This is a genomic window from Aidingimonas halophila (assembly GCF_900106955.1).
Classification (GTDB): domain Bacteria; phylum Pseudomonadota; class Gammaproteobacteria; order Pseudomonadales; family Halomonadaceae; genus Aidingimonas; species Aidingimonas halophila.
Map to the genome: position 1 here is coordinate 204,748 of NZ_FNNI01000002.1, position 15,590 is coordinate 220,337.

Below are 15,590 nucleotides of genomic sequence, written 5' to 3' on the forward strand. Positions count from 1 at the left end.
AGACGTTTCAAGAGGCGCCCAGAACCGCTTTCACATCGGCGATCAGGGCATCGAGCAACTCGGTGGTAGTATTCCAGGAACAGACAAAACGCACGCCACCGGCGCCGATAAAGGTATAGAAGGTCCAGCCGCGGTCACGCAACCATTCGACCGCCATCGTTGGTAGGCTGACGAACACGCTATTGGCCTGAGTCGGAAACATCGTTTCAACGCCAGGCAGACCCGCCAACCCTTTCGCCAGATAACGTGCCATGGCATTGGCATGCTCGGCATTGCGCAACCAGGCTCCACTCTCCAACAGCCCCAACCAGGGTGCGGCAATAAACCGCATCTTGGAGGCCAGCTGGCCAGCCTGCTTGCACCGCCAGGCAAAGTCCTCGGCGAGATCACGGTTGAAGAACAGAATGGCTTCTCCCATTGCCAGCCCGTTCTTGGTACCGGAAAAACACAGTGCATCGACACCGACCTGCCAGGTCAACTCGGCCGGAGCCAACTCCAGAGCGGCACACGCATTGGCAAAACGAGCACCGTCCATATGGACACGCAAGTCGTATTTGTCGGCCATCGCCCGGATCGCGAGCAATTCTTCACGGTCGTAGAGCGTCCCGACTTCAGTCGCCTGTGTCAGCGATACCACACGCGGCTTCGGGTAATGGATGTCGCTGCGCTTGATGACCAGCTGTTCGATCCCTTCGGGCGTCAGCTTGCCATGATCGCCTGAGCTGGTCAGCAGCTTGGCACCATTGGAAAAGAACTCCGGGCCGCCACATTCATCCGTCTCGATGTGCGCCAACTCATGACAGATGACACTGTGATAGCTACGTCCCATGGCGGCGAGTGCCAGTGAATTGGCCGCCGTACCGTTGAATACGAAAAACACCTCACAATCGTAATCGAACAATTCCCTGAAACGATCCGCCACCTTGTCGGTCCAGGTATCATTGCCGTAGGCCAGGTCATCACAACGATTGGCCTCGAGCAGCGATTCCAGCGCCTCAGGACAGATACCGGAGGTGTTGTCGCTGGCAAGAAAGCGAGGGGTACAGTCGGATCGCATGGTGAGAGTATCCTTACATGAGTCGTTATTGACAGGCTGCGACCGGGTGCCATCGCATGCCCATGAAGAGCACGGATCACGCGCTTGCTTCAAGTCTAACACTCGCAACGTCCAGCACACCCCCCGAACGACCTGGAGTCATAGCCTAGCTGCCAGGCGTGTGCCCTGATCAATGGCACGTTTGGCATCGAGTTCCGCCGCTTTCTGGGCCCCGCCGATGAGGTGCACGTCGATACCGATGGCAGAGAGCGGGTCATACAGATCCTGGACCGACTCCTGGCCGACACAGGTCACGATGCTATCGACTGCCAGCACACGGGGCTCACCATCGACCCGGAGGTGAAGGCCCTCATCATCGATGCAGCGGTATTCACATCCCGCCAGCATCTCGACCCCTCGATGACGAAGCGATAGCCGATGGACCCAGCCAGTCGTCGTCCCCAACCCCTTGCCAAGCTTGCTGGTCTTGCGTTGTAACAGAAACACCCGGCGAGGCGAGACAGGGCGTGTCGGCGCCTTGAGGCCACCCGGCCGCCGCACGCTGAGATCCACGCCCCACTCATCGCACCAGGCCCGAGAATCCAAGGCAGGTCGCTCTGTGTGGGTCAACAGTTCGGCCACATCGAAGCCGATACCGCCAGCACCTATGATGGCAACACGTGACCCGACCCGTTCCGGATGGAGAATGGCCGAAGCATAAGACATGACACTCGGATGGTCGCTACCCGGCAATGCCAATGGCCGTGGGCGCACACCGGTGGCCAGTATTACTGTATCGAAGTCTTGGAGAGTCTGTGGATCGACATCGCACTGAAGCAATACACGTACGCCATATTTGTCGAGCATCGTTCGATAGTAGCGTAGCGTCTCGTCGAACTCCTCCTTGCCTGGAATGCGGCGCGCATAGTTGAATTGGCCACCCACCTCAGCGTGACGCTCGAACAGCGTCACCCGGTGTCCCCGCTTTGCAGCCGTCACCGCAGCAGCCAGTCCGGCGGGGCCCGCGCCAACCACGGCCACATCCCGAGGCATACCGGCCGCCGTCAATTCGATCTCCGTTTCGTGGCAGGCACGGGGATTGACCAGGCAAGAGGTCAACCGTCCCTGGAACGTATGGTCCAGGCAGGCCTGATTACAGGCGATACAGGTGTTGATTTCCGAGGCACGATCTTCTGCCGCTTTGCGAACCCATTCCGGATCCGCCAGAAAGGGGCGTGCCATCGAGACCATGTCCGCAGCTCCCTCGGCCAGTATCCGCTCAGCCACTGCCGGCATATTGATCCGGTTGGTCGTGATCAATGGGATCGTCAACTCGGTTCTCATGCGTTGTGACACCTCGGCGAACGCTGCCCTGGGTACGCTGGTGACAATGGTCGGCACCCGAGCCTCATGCCAACCGATACCGGTATTGATCACATCGGCGCCTGCTGTCTCGACAGCCTTGCCGAGGGTGACCACGTCTTCCCAGGTGCTCCCCTCCTCGACCAGATCGATCATCGAAAGCCGGAAAATGATCAGAAAATCGGGCCCCAGCGCGGCGCGGATACGTCGAACGATCTCGACGGGAAAGCGAATACGACCTGCTAGATCGCCTCCCCACGCATCAAGACGGTGGTTGGTGCGCGGACATACGAACTGATTGATGAGATATCCCTCCGATCCCATCACCTCGACACCGTCATACCCCGCGTCATTGGCCAGGCAAGCACAGTTGACGTAATCCTCGATTTGCTCCTCGACCTCCCTTGCCGTGAGTTCACGCGGCTTGCACGGATTGATTGGTGCCTGAATCGGTGACGGCGCCACCAACGAGGGGGAGTAGGCATATCGACCCGCATGCAGAATCTGCAGACAAATGTAACCACCCGCCTCATGGACTGCTGTCGCCACGGGACGATGCCGGTCCGCTTCTTCTGCATTCGTCAGTTTGGCGGCTCCCTGGAAAACGGCACCTTCCGGGTTCGGGGCAATCCCTCCGGTGACGATCAACCCGACACCCGCTTTGGCGCGTTCGGCATAGAACGCTGCCAGTCGCTGGAAACCGTCCGGCGCCTCCTCCAGATTAGTGTGCATGGACCCCATCAGAATGCGGTTGGGCAGCGTCAATGTCCCCAGTGATACAGGGCGGAACACATGAGGATAGCGGCTCACGCTCGATGTCTCTTTCACGGCAGGACTCACCTGTATTCAAACAACTGTATGAATAGTGTAGCGAATCGGCTGCTGGACACAATGGCAGGCACGACGGAAGACCGTTCAATGACGGCAATGCTGGCGTCAGGCGGGGTTGGTTCCAGAAGAAATGGTCGAAACTTGATGGCGGACCGGACGGGACTCGAACCCGCGACCTCCGGCGTGACAGGCCGGCATTCTAACCAGCTGAACTACCGGTCCGTATGGTGGGTGATACTGGACTCGAACCAGTGACCCCCAGCATGTGAGGCTGGTGCTCTGACCGACTGAGCTAATCACCCATCAGTAAAATCATGCGGGAGGGTAGACATCGACGCATATGGCGGACCGGACGGGACTCGAACCCGCGACCTCCGGCGTGACAGGCCGGCATTCTAACCAACTGAACTACCGGTCCGCATATGGATTCGGCACAAACCGCAATCCGGCAGACGATGACTAATGAGGGAATGGCGGACCGGACGGGACTCGAACCCGCGACCTCCGGCGTGACAGGCCGGCATTCTAACCAACTGAACTACCGGTCCGCATTATCCTCTACGTGATCAACCCATCAAGGATGATGGTGGGTGGTACTGGGCTCGAACCAGTGACCCCCAGCTTGTAAGGCTGGTGCTCTCCCAACTGAGCTAACCACCCTTGGTCACGTGGCGCTGCATTCTACAGGCACACCTTGGAAAGTCAACGATTTTTATGTCATCGGATGAACCACTTTGCCTACCCGCAACGCTACTTCATAATGAGGAAAATTGCCCTCATCCAGGGAGGTCATGTATGACCACCACGGTTCGCGAACCTCGTTACCGCCGCATGAACGAAACCCGGTGCAGGACATGCAGTCTCAGTTCTCTGTGCCTGCCCCTGGCACTCGAAATGCCTGACATGGATCAATTCGATGCCATCATTCAGCGCCACGCTCCCTTGAAAAAAGGCGAGGTCCTGATCCACCAGGGCACTCCCTTCAATAGTGTGTTCGCAGTCCGCTCGGGCAGTCTGAAACAGGTGGTCAACGAAAAGGGCGAAGAGCAGGTTTCCAATTTCTATCTACCCAGCGAGCTGATCGGGCTCGACGCCATCGACGAGGGCATCTACCCAGGTCGGGTACATGCTCTCGAAACCACGACGATCTGCGAGATCCCCTTCAACAAACTCGATGCTCTGGCCCAGCAGTTGCCCGAACTACGCACCCAATTGTACCGCAGCATGAGCAAGGAGCTACGTGACGACCGCCGCATGCTACGGTTGCTGTCGAGCAAGACCGCCGATGAAAAACTGGCCAGCTTTTTGATCAGTCTCTCCGCACGTTTCCGACGCCGAGGCTATTCGCCTTACAGCTTCCGTCTTTCCATGTCACGCAGCGATATCGGCAATTATCTTGGCTTGGCCATCGAAACGGTCAGTCGTGTGCTTGGACGACTGCAACAGCAAGGGCTGGTGGCAACCTCCGGACGAGAGATCAACATTCTCGACATGAGTGCGCTGGAGCGATTAGCGGAAGGAGAGGACGCCCCCTGACGAAGGGAAGCTCAGCTGCGGGGATACACTAGACGGAAGAAGCGAGTGCCACTCCGTCTCTTATCAATCGGTATCCAACTCTGCGCCGAGATCGAGTGCCTCGATACGCGTCTGGCGTAAATGCTTCTGCTTGGCTTCCAGTCCTTCGAAATCGAATAGATCACGGTCCGCCAGTTGCGAGGGAGCAACATTCGTCACCGCTTTGAACATCGACTCCAGCCGCCCGGGATGCCTGGCCTCCCATTCAGCCAGCATCTCCTTGACCTGTTGACGCTGCAGATTGGGTTGCGAGCCGCAAAGGTTGCAGGGAATGATCGGAAACTGCATCTGCCGGGCGAATTCGGCAATGTCCGCTTCCCGGCAATAAGCCAGCGGGCGTATGACAATGTTTTTGCCATCGTCGGAAAGCAGCTTCGGGGGCATGGACTTGAGCGTACCGCCAAAGAACATGTTGAGAAACAGCGTCTCGAGAATATCTTCGCGATGATGGCCCAACGCCACCTTGGTCGCACCGATGTCTTCAGCGAAACCGTACAAAGACCCCCGCCGCAAGCGCGAACATAGCGCACAGGTCGTCTTGCCTTCGGGCGTTTTCTCCTTGACGACCGAGTAAGTATCGCGTTCGAGGATATGGTAATCGACACCGATACCGTCGAGATATTCGGGCAACACGTGCTCGGGGAAGCCCGGCTGCTTCTGGTCGAGATTGACCGCAACCAACGAGAATGACACAGGCGCATTACGCTGAAGGCTGCGCAGAATCTCCAGCATGGTGTAGGAGTCTTTCCCGCCGGACAGACACACCATGACCTTGTCACCCTCCTGGATCATGCCGTAATCGATCACGGCATTACCCACCTGGCGACGCAGGCGCTTTTGCAGCTTGTTGAATTCCCGCTTCTGCTTGGCTGCGCCGGAGGCCTGCGCGGAAGCCTCCGCTGAGATCGTCTCGGACATGCTCACAGCATCACTATCGAAATGGAGCCACATGCTACCACTGCAACCCCGAGCCGTCAGCTATCAGCCGACATCCAGCGCTCGCCGCTGCAGGCGCAAGTACATCAGGGCCGTCGTCACGGCATCCCCCAGCGCGGTATGGCGCCCCATTACCGGCACATCCAGCATGCGCGCCATCGACTCGAACCCCCGATCAGGATCGATATCGGGGTGCTTGCGGCGCAACTCACGGGCATATCGATGCGAAATATCGATCAGCGCATTGGGAAGATCGAACCCGAACCGGGGGCGCAATTGACGATTGATGACGGTGACATCATAGTCGATACACCAGCCGAGCAACGGCCGATTACCGATGAAGTCAAGTAATCTGGCAAGCGCGTCCCCCACGCTTTCGCCGCCATCGAGATCGACACCCCGGAGACCGTGAATACGTATCGAATCCCCGTCGAGGCTCGTCGGACATTGCAACCGCAGGTCCAGAGATTCACTGGTTATGACACGCTCACCACGCACCGTGACCGCCGCGATCGAAACAAGCTCGGCACGACGGGGATCGAGGCCGGTCGTTTCACAGTCGATGGCCACCAGTTCGTCCCCGGTATAGGGATTGAACAGCCATCCATAATCTCCCCCCGCCTGACGGCGACGATCAGCGGCGCGTCGTAGCGTTCTCAGCATCCTACTGACTCCTCGTCACTCTCTATCAATATTCCAGGTGGAACCGATGAGATAATCGTTGTTTGAAATCCTTGACCATATGCAAGGCTTCACGTAACAGATCCCGCTCCAATGAGGAGAGTTGCTGCACGACCAGTCGGCTGTCCTGCTTGCCGGGCTCGGTATCGTGAAGCCGCTCGAGTTGCTGGCGAAGCCGCAACTCCATGAACAGCGATAACGACTCCCCCAGATCTTCGGCAAAACGCGCCTCCAGTCGACCGTCTTCGACCAATGCATCCAGTCGTTCCAGAGTCGATGTCGGTTGAATACTGCGCTCCAGGGCCAGGGTGCGAACGCCATGAACGATGGGAAATATGCCCCCTTTCTTGATGTCGATGCCGTGCTGGGGTTTCTTCAGTGTCCCGAATAATGTCAGCGGCGTAGAAAATCGCAGCGCGGCACGGGCAAAATAGGTCAACAGCAACTCATTGCCCGAGCAGCGTGAGAACATCGCCTCCCGCAGCGACTGAAGCAGCCGTGAATCGCCACTGACGGCATGCGCATCCAGTAAAATGGCGAGGTTCATCAGACTGTCCCCGTCACGACGTTCGACCCAGCGATCCAGACGCTGCAACCACTCGCTCAATGTCCCTCGCCACTCCGGGTTGGATACCATGATATTGCCCGGACAAGGGGGGTAGCCCATACGAATCAATGCGTCGGTGAACTCGCCCATACGTCCACTGACATCGGGCCACTCCAGGTCGTCAGGCAGGATGAGGGCATTGTCCTGGTCGGTCTTGAGAATCTGCTCTCCCCGACCTTCGCTCCCCATCACCATCAAGCAGCAACGATCCCGGTACGGATCGTCGACGAGAAAGCGCCAGGCCTTGGCCATGATCCGTCCATTGAGTGCGCCGAGCAGCCCCATTGCAAAACGCAGCTTGACGCCCTGCGCCATCAACGCCTGCACCAGTTCCGGCGTTCTCGCACTCGCTCGAGCCAACTCATCGAGGCTCGTCGCCTGCTCAACCTGCAGGCTGACGACATAACTGCGACTCGAGAAGTAACTCAGTACGTCCATCAGCTCGACGACCCCGATGGGCTTGCCGGCTTCCATGACCACGACGCGTGACACTTTATGACGGGTCATATCGACCAAGGCTTCAAAGAGGTACTGCTCAGGCCTCACGCTGACCAACTCGAAATGCGCGATCGTCAGCGCGGGAGCGTCCTGAGCCAGACCATCAACCACCAGCGCGTTGAGCAGGTCGGTTTTGGTCACCATGCCGAACCGCTGACTGTCGCCTACCAGCAGACTATCTGCCTGACTGTCGTTCAGCGACGCGACAGCTTGGGCAATACTCGTTCCCGCCGACACCACCAGAGGGTCACGCATACACTCACTGACACTGGCCAACATAAAGCCGGCCATGGTCACCCCACCTTGGGCACGATGCTCGGTCAAGAGGCGGGCTTTATCGGACAAGCGCTGACGAAAGAACTCAGCAAACGCCGGATACGACTCGCATAACTGCTCGAACAGCGCCTTGGGCAGTAAATAGCAGAGGCTTTCCTGATCGGCTTGAAAGCGATACCGGCTCGAGCCGTTGAGAATGCTGATGGCACCGAACAGATCCCCCGCCGTGTAGTGACCAATGCGGGCTTGTGATCGCGGCATCGAGATATCCAGTTCAGCGACTTCGCCCTTGTGAATCACGTACACGAATTCACCGGGCTGCCCCGCATCAAGGATGATTTCTTCGGTGTCGAAGTAAGCCAGATCGACCCCACTACGCACCCTTTCACGTCCCGGCTCGTCCAGCAAGGTAAAGGGCGGCTGCGAGAGATCGATATCGACCATGATGGTGCCCTCGTTATACGCCTGTCCCGGCGCCATCCCACTGCTACACCACCCCAGGTATTGGCAGGACGCTTTCAGGATAGACACATGTAAATACCGGCGCCTAGTAAGGAACAAGAGTAGCAAAGAGGCAGCTAGCAATCATACATAGACGATCGTTCTATACTTTAACCAATCCCCCCACAACGATCGTCTAACTAGAGATAGACAATGGTCCCATATCGATAAAAAGTCAGCACATACCAACCAGAAAAAACTATATTATCTAATTGATTTTAATGATTTAATTAATTACAAATATTAAAACTCACATGAAGTGATACCAAAGTATGGGATTTATTTTTTCCCGGACATTGACCACTATTCAGCTTGTCGCATGCAGGGTAAACCGTGAAAGGTAAACATATAGACGATAGTCTATACCTAACAATTAGGTGCAATACCTTCGTATCACTGACTGTGTGTCGAAACGTGTTCTATAGATGCTATTGCCTTATCAAACCATCACCAACTCTCACTACGACCTAAAAACTCGAAACACGAATGGAGAGCGACACCATGGCTGATGACAAGTCCAATGCCGACGCTTACTGGAAGGCGAATATCCGCCTGATCACCGGGTGCCTGATCGTCTGGGCACTGGTCTCCTATGGCTTCGCCATTCTGCTAAGGCCGCTACTATCCGGTATTCCGATAGGTGGGACGGACCTGGGGTTCTGGTTTGCCCAGCAGGGATCGATCCTGACATTCATCGGCATCATCTTCTTCTATGCATGGAAGATGAACCGGCTGGATAAGCAATACGGCCTCGGGGAGTAAGCCAGCATGAGTCAGTTTGCAATCAATCTGCTATTCGTCGGTGCGTCCTTCGCCCTGTATATAGGGATCGCCATATGGTCACGCGCCGGATCGACCAAAGACTTCTATATTGCCGGCGGCGGCGTGCACCCAGTCACTAACGGCATGGCAACTGCTGCCGACTGGATGTCCGCCGCCTCATTCATTTCCATGGCCGGCCTGCTGGCTTCCGGCGGCTATGCCAACTCGACTTTCCTGATGGGATGGACCGGTGGCTACGTCATACTGGCCATGCTGCTAGCACCCTATCTGCGCAAGTTCGGCAAGTTCACGGTCCCGGATTTCATCGGCGACCGCTTCTACAGTAACTCGGCACGACTTGTCGCTGTAGTCTGCCTTGTGGTGGCTTCCGTCACCTATGTCATCGGGCAGATGACCGGTGCCGGCGTCGCCTTCTCGCGCTTCCTGGAAGTGCCCAATACGCTTGGCATCTGGATCGCCGCCGCTATCGTCTTCCTCTATGCCGTATTCGGCGGCATGAAGGGGATCACCTATACCCAGGTGGCTCAGTACATCGTCTTGATCATTGCCTATACCATTCCGGCGGTATTCATCTCTCTACAACTGACCAATAACCCGATTCCCATGTTCGGGATGTTCAGTACCCACACGGAATCCGGTGTACCGTTGCTGCAGAAACTCGACGATGTAGTGAATGCGCTCGGCTTCCAGGATTACACGGCCGACGTCGACAACAAGCTGAACATGACATTGTTCACACTGTCGTTGATGGTCGGTACTGCCGGTCTGCCTCACGTCATCATCCGTTTCTTCACCGTACCAAGGGTGGCAGATGCACGCTGGTCAGCCGGTTGGGCACTCGTGTTCATCGCCCTGCTCTACGTCACGGCGCCGGCCGTCGGGTCCATGGCCCGCCTGAATCTGATGACGACCATCTACCCGGAAATGAGTGGTCAGGTGGAAAACTATGAAGAGGCGGCCAGCGACCCGATTCGCTACGAAGAACGCCCTGACTGGATCCGTACCTGGGAGGATACCGGACTCATCGAGTTCGAGGACAAGAACGACGATGGACGCATTCAGTTGTACAACGATGGCAATGAGGACTTTGCCGACACCGAAGAGGAACGCGGCTGGGAAGGTAGCGAACTTGACGTCAACAACGACATCCTCGTTCTGGCCAATCCGGAAATCGCCAACTTGCCAGGCTGGGTCATCGGCTTGATCGCTGCCGGCGGCATAGCAGCAGCACTCTCCACCGCTGCGGGGCTATTGCTGGCCATCTCTTCTGCGATCAGTCACGATCTGATCCGTAACATGATCAACCCCAATATCACCGAGAAAGGGGAGATGCTGGCGGCACGGATATCCATGGCCGGTTCGATCCTGGTGGCGACCTATCTCGGGCTGAATCCCCCCGGCTTCGCAGCACAAACGGTCGCCTTGGCCTTCGGCATCGCCGGTGCATCGCTCTTCCCGGCACTGATGATGGGGATCTTCTCCAAGCGGGTGAACAACAAAGGTGCCGTCGCCGGTATGCTGGCAGGCCTTCTCGCCACCTTGTTGTACATTTTCACCTACTTGGGCTGGTTCTTTGTTCCGGAGACCAACATGCTGCCCAATACGCCGGAGCACTGGATGCTGGGTATTTCCCCGCTCTCCTTCGGTGCCGTGGGTGCAGTCATCAATTTCACCGTGGCCTTCCTGGTCTCCAATGCCACGGAAGAACCGCCGCAGGAGATCCAGGATCTGGTGGAAAGCGTACGCTCTCCCAAGGGTGCTGGTGCTGCGACCGCTCACTGAGTCATAATCGATTCCGCTCGACTCCCCACCGGGGAATGGAATCACAACCCCATCGGGCTTCCTGCGGGAAGCCCGATGGCTTTCGGGAAGGCTAATTTATGATATGGCATTTGATTGCCGCCATGTTTGCCGGATTAGCAGCAGCCGGTATTGCATTATTGTTACGTGTCATCAGTGGCAAACGCCTGCCACGCTGGATCATTCCCGCCTTTGCCGGTGCGGGCATGCTGAGCTACCAGGTTCATCACGAATACACCTGGTACAGCCACAAGGAAATGCAGCTACCAGACTCGGCCCAGGTTATTTCCACCGAACAGGAAGCCACCTTCTGGCGTCCCTGGACGTACCTGTTCCCCATGACCACGGCATTTACCGTCGTGGATCATGACAACCTGTCGACAAACGAAACAGAAGACGAGCGAGTCGTGGAATTCATCCTCTATCGCTTCGAGAAACAGCCGACCGATCAAGTGTCTCACCAAGCCTATCTGCTCAACTGCTCCGCCGAGGAGATCGTTCCGCTCACCGAAGAATTCGAGCAACGGCAGGATGTCGAGCTTCGGCGTATCAGTACATCAAGCCAACTTTACCAAGCGGTCTGCCCGTCATCCTGACAACCCCACTGCCACACATGTACGCATTGCCCTAGAATGGTCGCAGACAGAGGGAGAAGTGCATGTTTTCAGGTTGGCTACTCATTGCCGTTTCGCTGTTGTATATCAGCATCTTGTTCGCCATCGCTTGGCGAGGCGACCGCCATGCCCAGAAACATGGCCCCAGCCAGCGGCGTCCGATCATCTACAGCCTGGCATTGGCCATCTACTGCACCTCCTGGACCTTCTATGGGGCAGTCGGGGAGGCTGCCACTGCCGGCTGGTCTTTCGCCAGCATCTTCATCGGCCCGGTTCTGACCTTTTTGCTGTTCTGGCCGGTCCTGGCCAAGATGATTCGAGTGGCCAAACATCAGAATGTCACATCGATCGCCGACTTCATTGCCTCCCGTTACGGCAAGACCCAGTCACTGGCCGCCTTCGCCAGCCTGGTCGCCCTCATCGGAACCCTGCCCTATATCGCTTTGCAGCTGAAAGCCGTTTCAGCCGCATTCATGGTACTTACCGATACGTCGGATGTTACCCGCACGCCCCTGTTCGGCGATACCGCCTTCTATGTCGCCGCCGTCATGGCGTTGTTCGCCATTCTCTTTGGTACCCGTCATACCGACGCCACCGAACACCATGAAGGTCTGGTTCAGGCCATCGCGTTTGAATCCCTGATCAAGTTGGCGGCTTTCCTGATTCTCGGTGCTTACGTGACATGGGGGCTATTCGATGGCCTCGGCGACTTGCTGGGCCGAGCCGAGAACTACATGCAATTGCAGCAGCAACTGGCCGAACAGAATTTCGGTGGCAGTTTCTGGGCCCAGACACTGTTGGCGATGCTGGCGATCCTCTGCCTGCCGAGACAATTCCATGTCGCTGTGGTGGAAAACACCCATCGCGATGACGCCAACAAGGCGCGCTGGCTGTTCCCGCTCTATCTGCTGGTCATCGGCTTCTTCGTCCTACCGCTTGCCGCTGCCGGCCTCACGATGTTCCCCGACGGCAGCGTGGATCCCGACACCTTTGTGTTGGCGATTCCCATGGCCACCAATAACAGTCTGTTGACGCTCCTGACGTTTATCGGAGGCTTCTCGGCCGCTACAGGCATGGTCATCGTGGCTGCCGTGGCAATCTCTATCATGATCTCCAACGAGATCGTCATTCCGTTATTATTCCGGCTACGCTGGTTCGACACCAAGGCACGCGATTATGGGCGCCTGGTGCTGCGAGCCCGACGTATCACCATCGTCGTCATCCTGGCGATGGCATACGGCTTCTATCAGCTGATTGCCGAATTCAGCACGCTGGCATCCACCGGCATGCTCTCGTTCGCCGCTGCGGCTCAGTTCGCCCCCGCCCTGTTGGGCGGCTTGTACTGGAAACGCGGCAACCGCATCGGCGTCATCGCCGGCATGAATGTGGGCTTCGCCATCTGGGCGTACACGTTGCTGCTCCCCACGCTGATCAATGCCGGCGTCCTGCCCGAAGCCTGGCTCATCGGCGGTCCTCTGGGCATAGAATGGCTGTCGCCAACGCAACTCTTCGGCCTCAACATCGGCGACAGTTTCACCCATGGCGTCATGCTGTCACTGGGCTTGAATCTGTTCGGCTACATCTTCGTTTCGCAGATGACGCCACAGCGGGTCGTCGAACGCATTCAAGCCTCCTTGTTCGTCGATAGCGTCGAAACCCGCCAGACGTCTGTCAATCGCCCCTGGACCGGAGCGACGACGGTCGGGGATCTCAAGGTGCTGTGTGAACGCTTCCTGAGTGCCAACCAAGTTGCCAGAGCGTTCGACGACTACGGCCAGCGCTCCGGTAAGCCGCTCGACGATACCGCCCGTGCATCCATCGATGTCATTCAGTTCACCGAACGCTTCCTGGCCTCGGTGCTCGGCGCATCCTCGGCCCGGATCGTGGTCAACTCCGCGCTACAAGGCCGTGGCATCGGCATTTCCGATGTCATCTCGATCGTCGATGAAGCGTCACAGGTTCTCGAGTTCAACCGTGCACTGCTGCAGGCCACCATCGAGAACATCAATCAGGGCATCAGCGTGGTCGATCAGAATCTGCGACTGGTGGTATGGAACCAACGCTATCTGGAGTTGTTTCGCTTCCCCGATCACCTGATACGTGTCGGCGCACCGATCGACAAGATATTCCGTTACAACGCCCATAATGGCGAGTACGGCCCCGGCGACCCGGAAGAGCATGTCGACCTGCTGATCGACAACATCCGTCAGGGCCATCCTCATCGCTATGTCCGTTATCGCCAGGACGGTACCGTACTCGAGGTACAAGGCAATCCCATGCCTGGCGGCGGCTTCGTCTACACCTATCAGGACATTACCCAGCAGAAGCGTACCGAGGAAGCCCTGATACGCTCGGAAAACAATATCCGCATCTACACCGATAACGTTCCGGCCCTGATCGCCTACTTCGATAAGGAGTGCCGCTACCTGTTCACCAACCGCGCCTATGAGCAAGTATTCGATGTCGATCGTAACGCCGTCATCGGTGAGCGCTTCGCCGATGTCATGCCCGCGGGTATCACCAAGGCCAGGGAGCCCTGGATGCGTCGCGCGTTGGAAGGAGAACGCGTCAGCTTCGAGATCTCGCGCGATGACAATGAAGGTGGCACACGTTACCTGCTAGTGACTTATACTCCCCATTTCGGTGATAACGGTACGATTCTGGGCTTTTTCGCCTTGTATCAGGACATCACCGAACGGCGGCTGGCGGAAATGGCGCTCAAGGAAACCAACGAGAACCTGGAGGAACGGGTTCGCGAACGCACGCAAGCGCTCTCCGAAGCCAACGCCGCCCTGCGCCAGGAAAACCGTGTTCGTGCTGAAGCTGAACAGGCGCTGCGCCAAGCCAAGCAGGTTGCGGAAGACGCCAACACCTCCAAGACCCGCTTCCTCGCTGCTGCCAGTCATGACCTGCTGCAACCGCTCAATGCAGCACGCCTGTTCACCTCCGCATTATCTCAGCAGACCGACGTCGACAATCTGAACACCACTATCGGCCATATCGATAACTCATTACAGTCCGCTGAAGAGTTGTTGAGCACCCTGCTGGATATTTCCAAACTCGATGCCGGCGCCCTGACACCACGTCGCAGCCACTTCGCACTAGCGGATATCTTCCGCCCTTTACGCTCAGAATTCGAGGTCATGGCCGAAGAGAGGGGGCTGGATCTGGTGGTCGTTCCCACGGCGCTGTGGGTGGATAGCGATGCCCAGATGCTGCGACGGATCATCCAGAATTTTCTCTCCAACGCCATTCGTTATACGCCTCACGGCCGAGTGTTATTAGGGTGTCGGCGTCATGGCGACCGACTGACGATCGAAGTCTGGGATAGCGGTCCAGGCATTCCCGAATCCAAGCTCAGCGAAATTTTCCAGGAGTTTCGCCGTCTGGATCAGAGTAGCCGTCACAAGGAGAACGAAAAGGGGCTCGGGTTGGGGCTATCGATCGCCGATCGAATGAGTCGTGTCCTGGAGCACCCGATTCATGTGCGATCCAAGGAGGACGTAGGCACCTGCTTTTCGATCAGCGTTCCTGTCGTGGCTGCGGGGGCTGGTACGACGACGGAAGAGGACGCTCCCGCTCGTCGGGCCGGCAATAAACTCGCCGGCGCCCGAATTGTCTGCATCGACAACGAAACGCTGATCCTGGAAGGCATGCGAGCCATGTTGAGTGGTTGGGAATGCGAGGTGTTCACCGCCACATCGATCGGTGGTGCCAAATCGATCCTTCGGCACCTGGATGAAGATCCCGACGCCATCCTCGCCGACTACCACCTTGATAACGAGGTCACTGGCTTGATGGCACTCGACGCGCTGGCCGAGCGTTTCGACGGTCCCGTACCGGGTATCGTGATCACTGCCGACCGTACCGAGGAAGTGGCTGAAGAAGTCAAACGTGGTGGCTATCAGATTCTACTCAAGCCCGTCCGTCCCGCCGCCCTGCGCGCCCTGTTGACGCGCACGCTACAAGCCAATCGAGCTGCGAGGCAGGAAAGTTAGCGCGCGACGCGTGATCCGTGAACCGGCTTTGGCCAACGTCATAAAAAGCGAACCCCACGACTTTCAGGCCAGTGGGGTTCGCTTTTTATGAC

The 15,590-nt window shown here is 57.4% G+C and carries 10 protein-coding genes and 5 tRNA genes; 5 read left to right on the forward strand and 10 right to left on the reverse strand.

What is annotated here, in order from left to right; genetic code table 11:
• Positions 1 to 7: 7 nt before the first annotated feature.
• The 7 genes from BLW01_RS04285 to BLW01_RS04315 all read right to left on the reverse strand — a co-directional run bounded on the left by BLW01_RS04285 (position 8) and on the right by BLW01_RS04315 (position 3,889).
• A complete protein-coding gene (locus tag BLW01_RS04285; protein WP_092568273.1) occupies positions 8 to 1,057 on the reverse strand; it encodes a threonine aldolase family protein in 1,050 nt (349 codons plus the stop codon).
• Positions 1,058 to 1,195: 138 nt separating this feature from the next.
• The gene (locus tag BLW01_RS04290) at positions 1,196 to 3,208 is read right to left on the reverse strand and encodes an NADPH-dependent 2,4-dienoyl-CoA reductase (protein ID WP_092568274.1); all 2,013 of its coding nucleotides are present in this window, start codon (positions 3,206 to 3,208) and stop codon (positions 1,196 to 1,198) included.
• Between the two features lie 166 nt (positions 3,209 to 3,374).
• Positions 3,375 to 3,451, reverse strand: a tRNA-Asp gene (locus tag BLW01_RS04295).
• 3 nt (positions 3,452 to 3,454) lie between these two features.
• Positions 3,455 to 3,531 (reverse strand) — tRNA-Val (locus BLW01_RS04300).
• A gap of 39 nt (positions 3,532 to 3,570) precedes the next feature.
• Positions 3,571 to 3,647 (reverse strand) — tRNA-Asp (locus tag BLW01_RS04305).
• Between the two features lie 53 nt (positions 3,648 to 3,700).
• Positions 3,701 to 3,777: transfer RNA gene (locus BLW01_RS04310), tRNA-Asp, on the reverse strand.
• 36 nt (positions 3,778 to 3,813) lie between these two features.
• Positions 3,814 to 3,889: transfer RNA gene (locus tag BLW01_RS04315), tRNA-Val, on the reverse strand.
• 135 nt (positions 3,890 to 4,024) lie between these two features.
• On the opposite strand from BLW01_RS04315, the gene fnr reads away from it, so the two are divergent.
• Positions 4,025 to 4,765, forward strand: a complete 741-nt coding sequence (gene fnr / locus BLW01_RS04320; RefSeq protein ID WP_092568275.1) for a fumarate/nitrate reduction transcriptional regulator Fnr — start codon at positions 4,025 to 4,027, stop codon at positions 4,763 to 4,765.
• Positions 4,766 to 4,828: 63 nt separating this feature from the next.
• Here the strand turns inward: fnr and ttcA are convergent, their stop codons facing one another.
• From ttcA to BLW01_RS04335, 3 genes are all read right to left on the reverse strand, one after another.
• Complete coding sequence (gene ttcA, locus BLW01_RS04325) at positions 4,829 to 5,722, reverse strand: tRNA 2-thiocytidine(32) synthetase TtcA (RefSeq protein WP_229806373.1); 894 nt, start codon at positions 5,720 to 5,722, stop codon at positions 4,829 to 4,831.
• A gap of 63 nt (positions 5,723 to 5,785) precedes the next feature.
• Complete coding sequence (locus BLW01_RS04330; protein ID WP_092568277.1) at positions 5,786 to 6,403, reverse strand: 3'-5' exonuclease; 618 nt, start codon at positions 6,401 to 6,403, stop codon at positions 5,786 to 5,788.
• Between the two features lie 25 nt (positions 6,404 to 6,428).
• Positions 6,429 to 8,246 (reverse strand): DUF294 nucleotidyltransferase-like domain-containing protein, encoded by a 1,818-nt coding sequence (locus tag BLW01_RS04335; RefSeq protein WP_092568278.1) that lies wholly within the window; start codon positions 8,244 to 8,246, stop codon positions 6,429 to 6,431.
• A gap of 558 nt (positions 8,247 to 8,804) precedes the next feature.
• Here BLW01_RS04335 and BLW01_RS04340 point away from each other — a divergent pair.
• From BLW01_RS04340 to BLW01_RS04355, 4 genes are all read left to right on the forward strand, one after another.
• Positions 8,805 to 9,065: a DUF4212 domain-containing protein gene (locus BLW01_RS04340; protein ID WP_092568279.1), complete on the forward strand. Its 261-nt coding sequence runs from the start codon at positions 8,805 to 8,807 to the stop codon at positions 9,063 to 9,065.
• A gap of 6 nt (positions 9,066 to 9,071) precedes the next feature.
• Positions 9,072 to 10,868 (forward strand): sodium:solute symporter family protein, encoded by a 1,797-nt coding sequence (locus tag BLW01_RS04345; RefSeq protein ID WP_092568280.1) that lies wholly within the window; start codon positions 9,072 to 9,074, stop codon positions 10,866 to 10,868.
• Between the two features lie 98 nt (positions 10,869 to 10,966).
• Complete coding sequence (locus BLW01_RS04350; protein ID WP_092568281.1) at positions 10,967 to 11,482, forward strand: hypothetical protein; 516 nt, start codon at positions 10,967 to 10,969, stop codon at positions 11,480 to 11,482.
• 62 nt (positions 11,483 to 11,544) lie between these two features.
• Positions 11,545 to 15,498, forward strand: a complete 3,954-nt coding sequence (locus BLW01_RS04355) for a hybrid sensor histidine kinase/response regulator (RefSeq protein ID WP_092568282.1) — start codon at positions 11,545 to 11,547, stop codon at positions 15,496 to 15,498.
• The last annotated feature ends 92 nt before the right edge of the window (positions 15,499 to 15,590 follow it).

Bases quoted from the DNA above. Each gene is read 5' to 3' on its own strand.
- BLW01_RS04330 (WP_092568277.1), bottom strand. From the start codon at position 6,403: ATGCTGAGAACGCTACGACGCGCCGCTGATCGTCGCCGTCAGGCGGGG.
- ttcA (WP_229806373.1), bottom strand. From the start codon at position 5,722: ATGTCCGAGACGATCTCAGCGGAGGCTTCCGCGCAGGCCTCCGGCGCA.
- BLW01_RS04335 (WP_092568278.1), bottom strand. From the start codon at position 8,246: ATGGTCGATATCGATCTCTCGCAGCCGCCCTTTACCTTGCTGGACGAG.
- BLW01_RS04355 (WP_092568282.1), top strand. From the start codon at position 11,545: ATGTTTTCAGGTTGGCTACTCATTGCCGTTTCGCTGTTGTATATCAGC.
- BLW01_RS04285 (WP_092568273.1), bottom strand. From the start codon at position 1,057: ATGCGATCCGACTGTACCCCTCGCTTTCTTGCCAGCGACAACACCTCC.
- BLW01_RS04340 (WP_092568279.1), top strand. From the start codon at position 8,805: ATGGCTGATGACAAGTCCAATGCCGACGCTTACTGGAAGGCGAATATC.
- fnr (WP_092568275.1), top strand. From the start codon at position 4,025: ATGACCACCACGGTTCGCGAACCTCGTTACCGCCGCATGAACGAAACC.
- BLW01_RS04350 (WP_092568281.1), top strand. From the start codon at position 10,967: ATGATATGGCATTTGATTGCCGCCATGTTTGCCGGATTAGCAGCAGCC.
- BLW01_RS04345 (WP_092568280.1), top strand. From the start codon at position 9,072: ATGAGTCAGTTTGCAATCAATCTGCTATTCGTCGGTGCGTCCTTCGCC.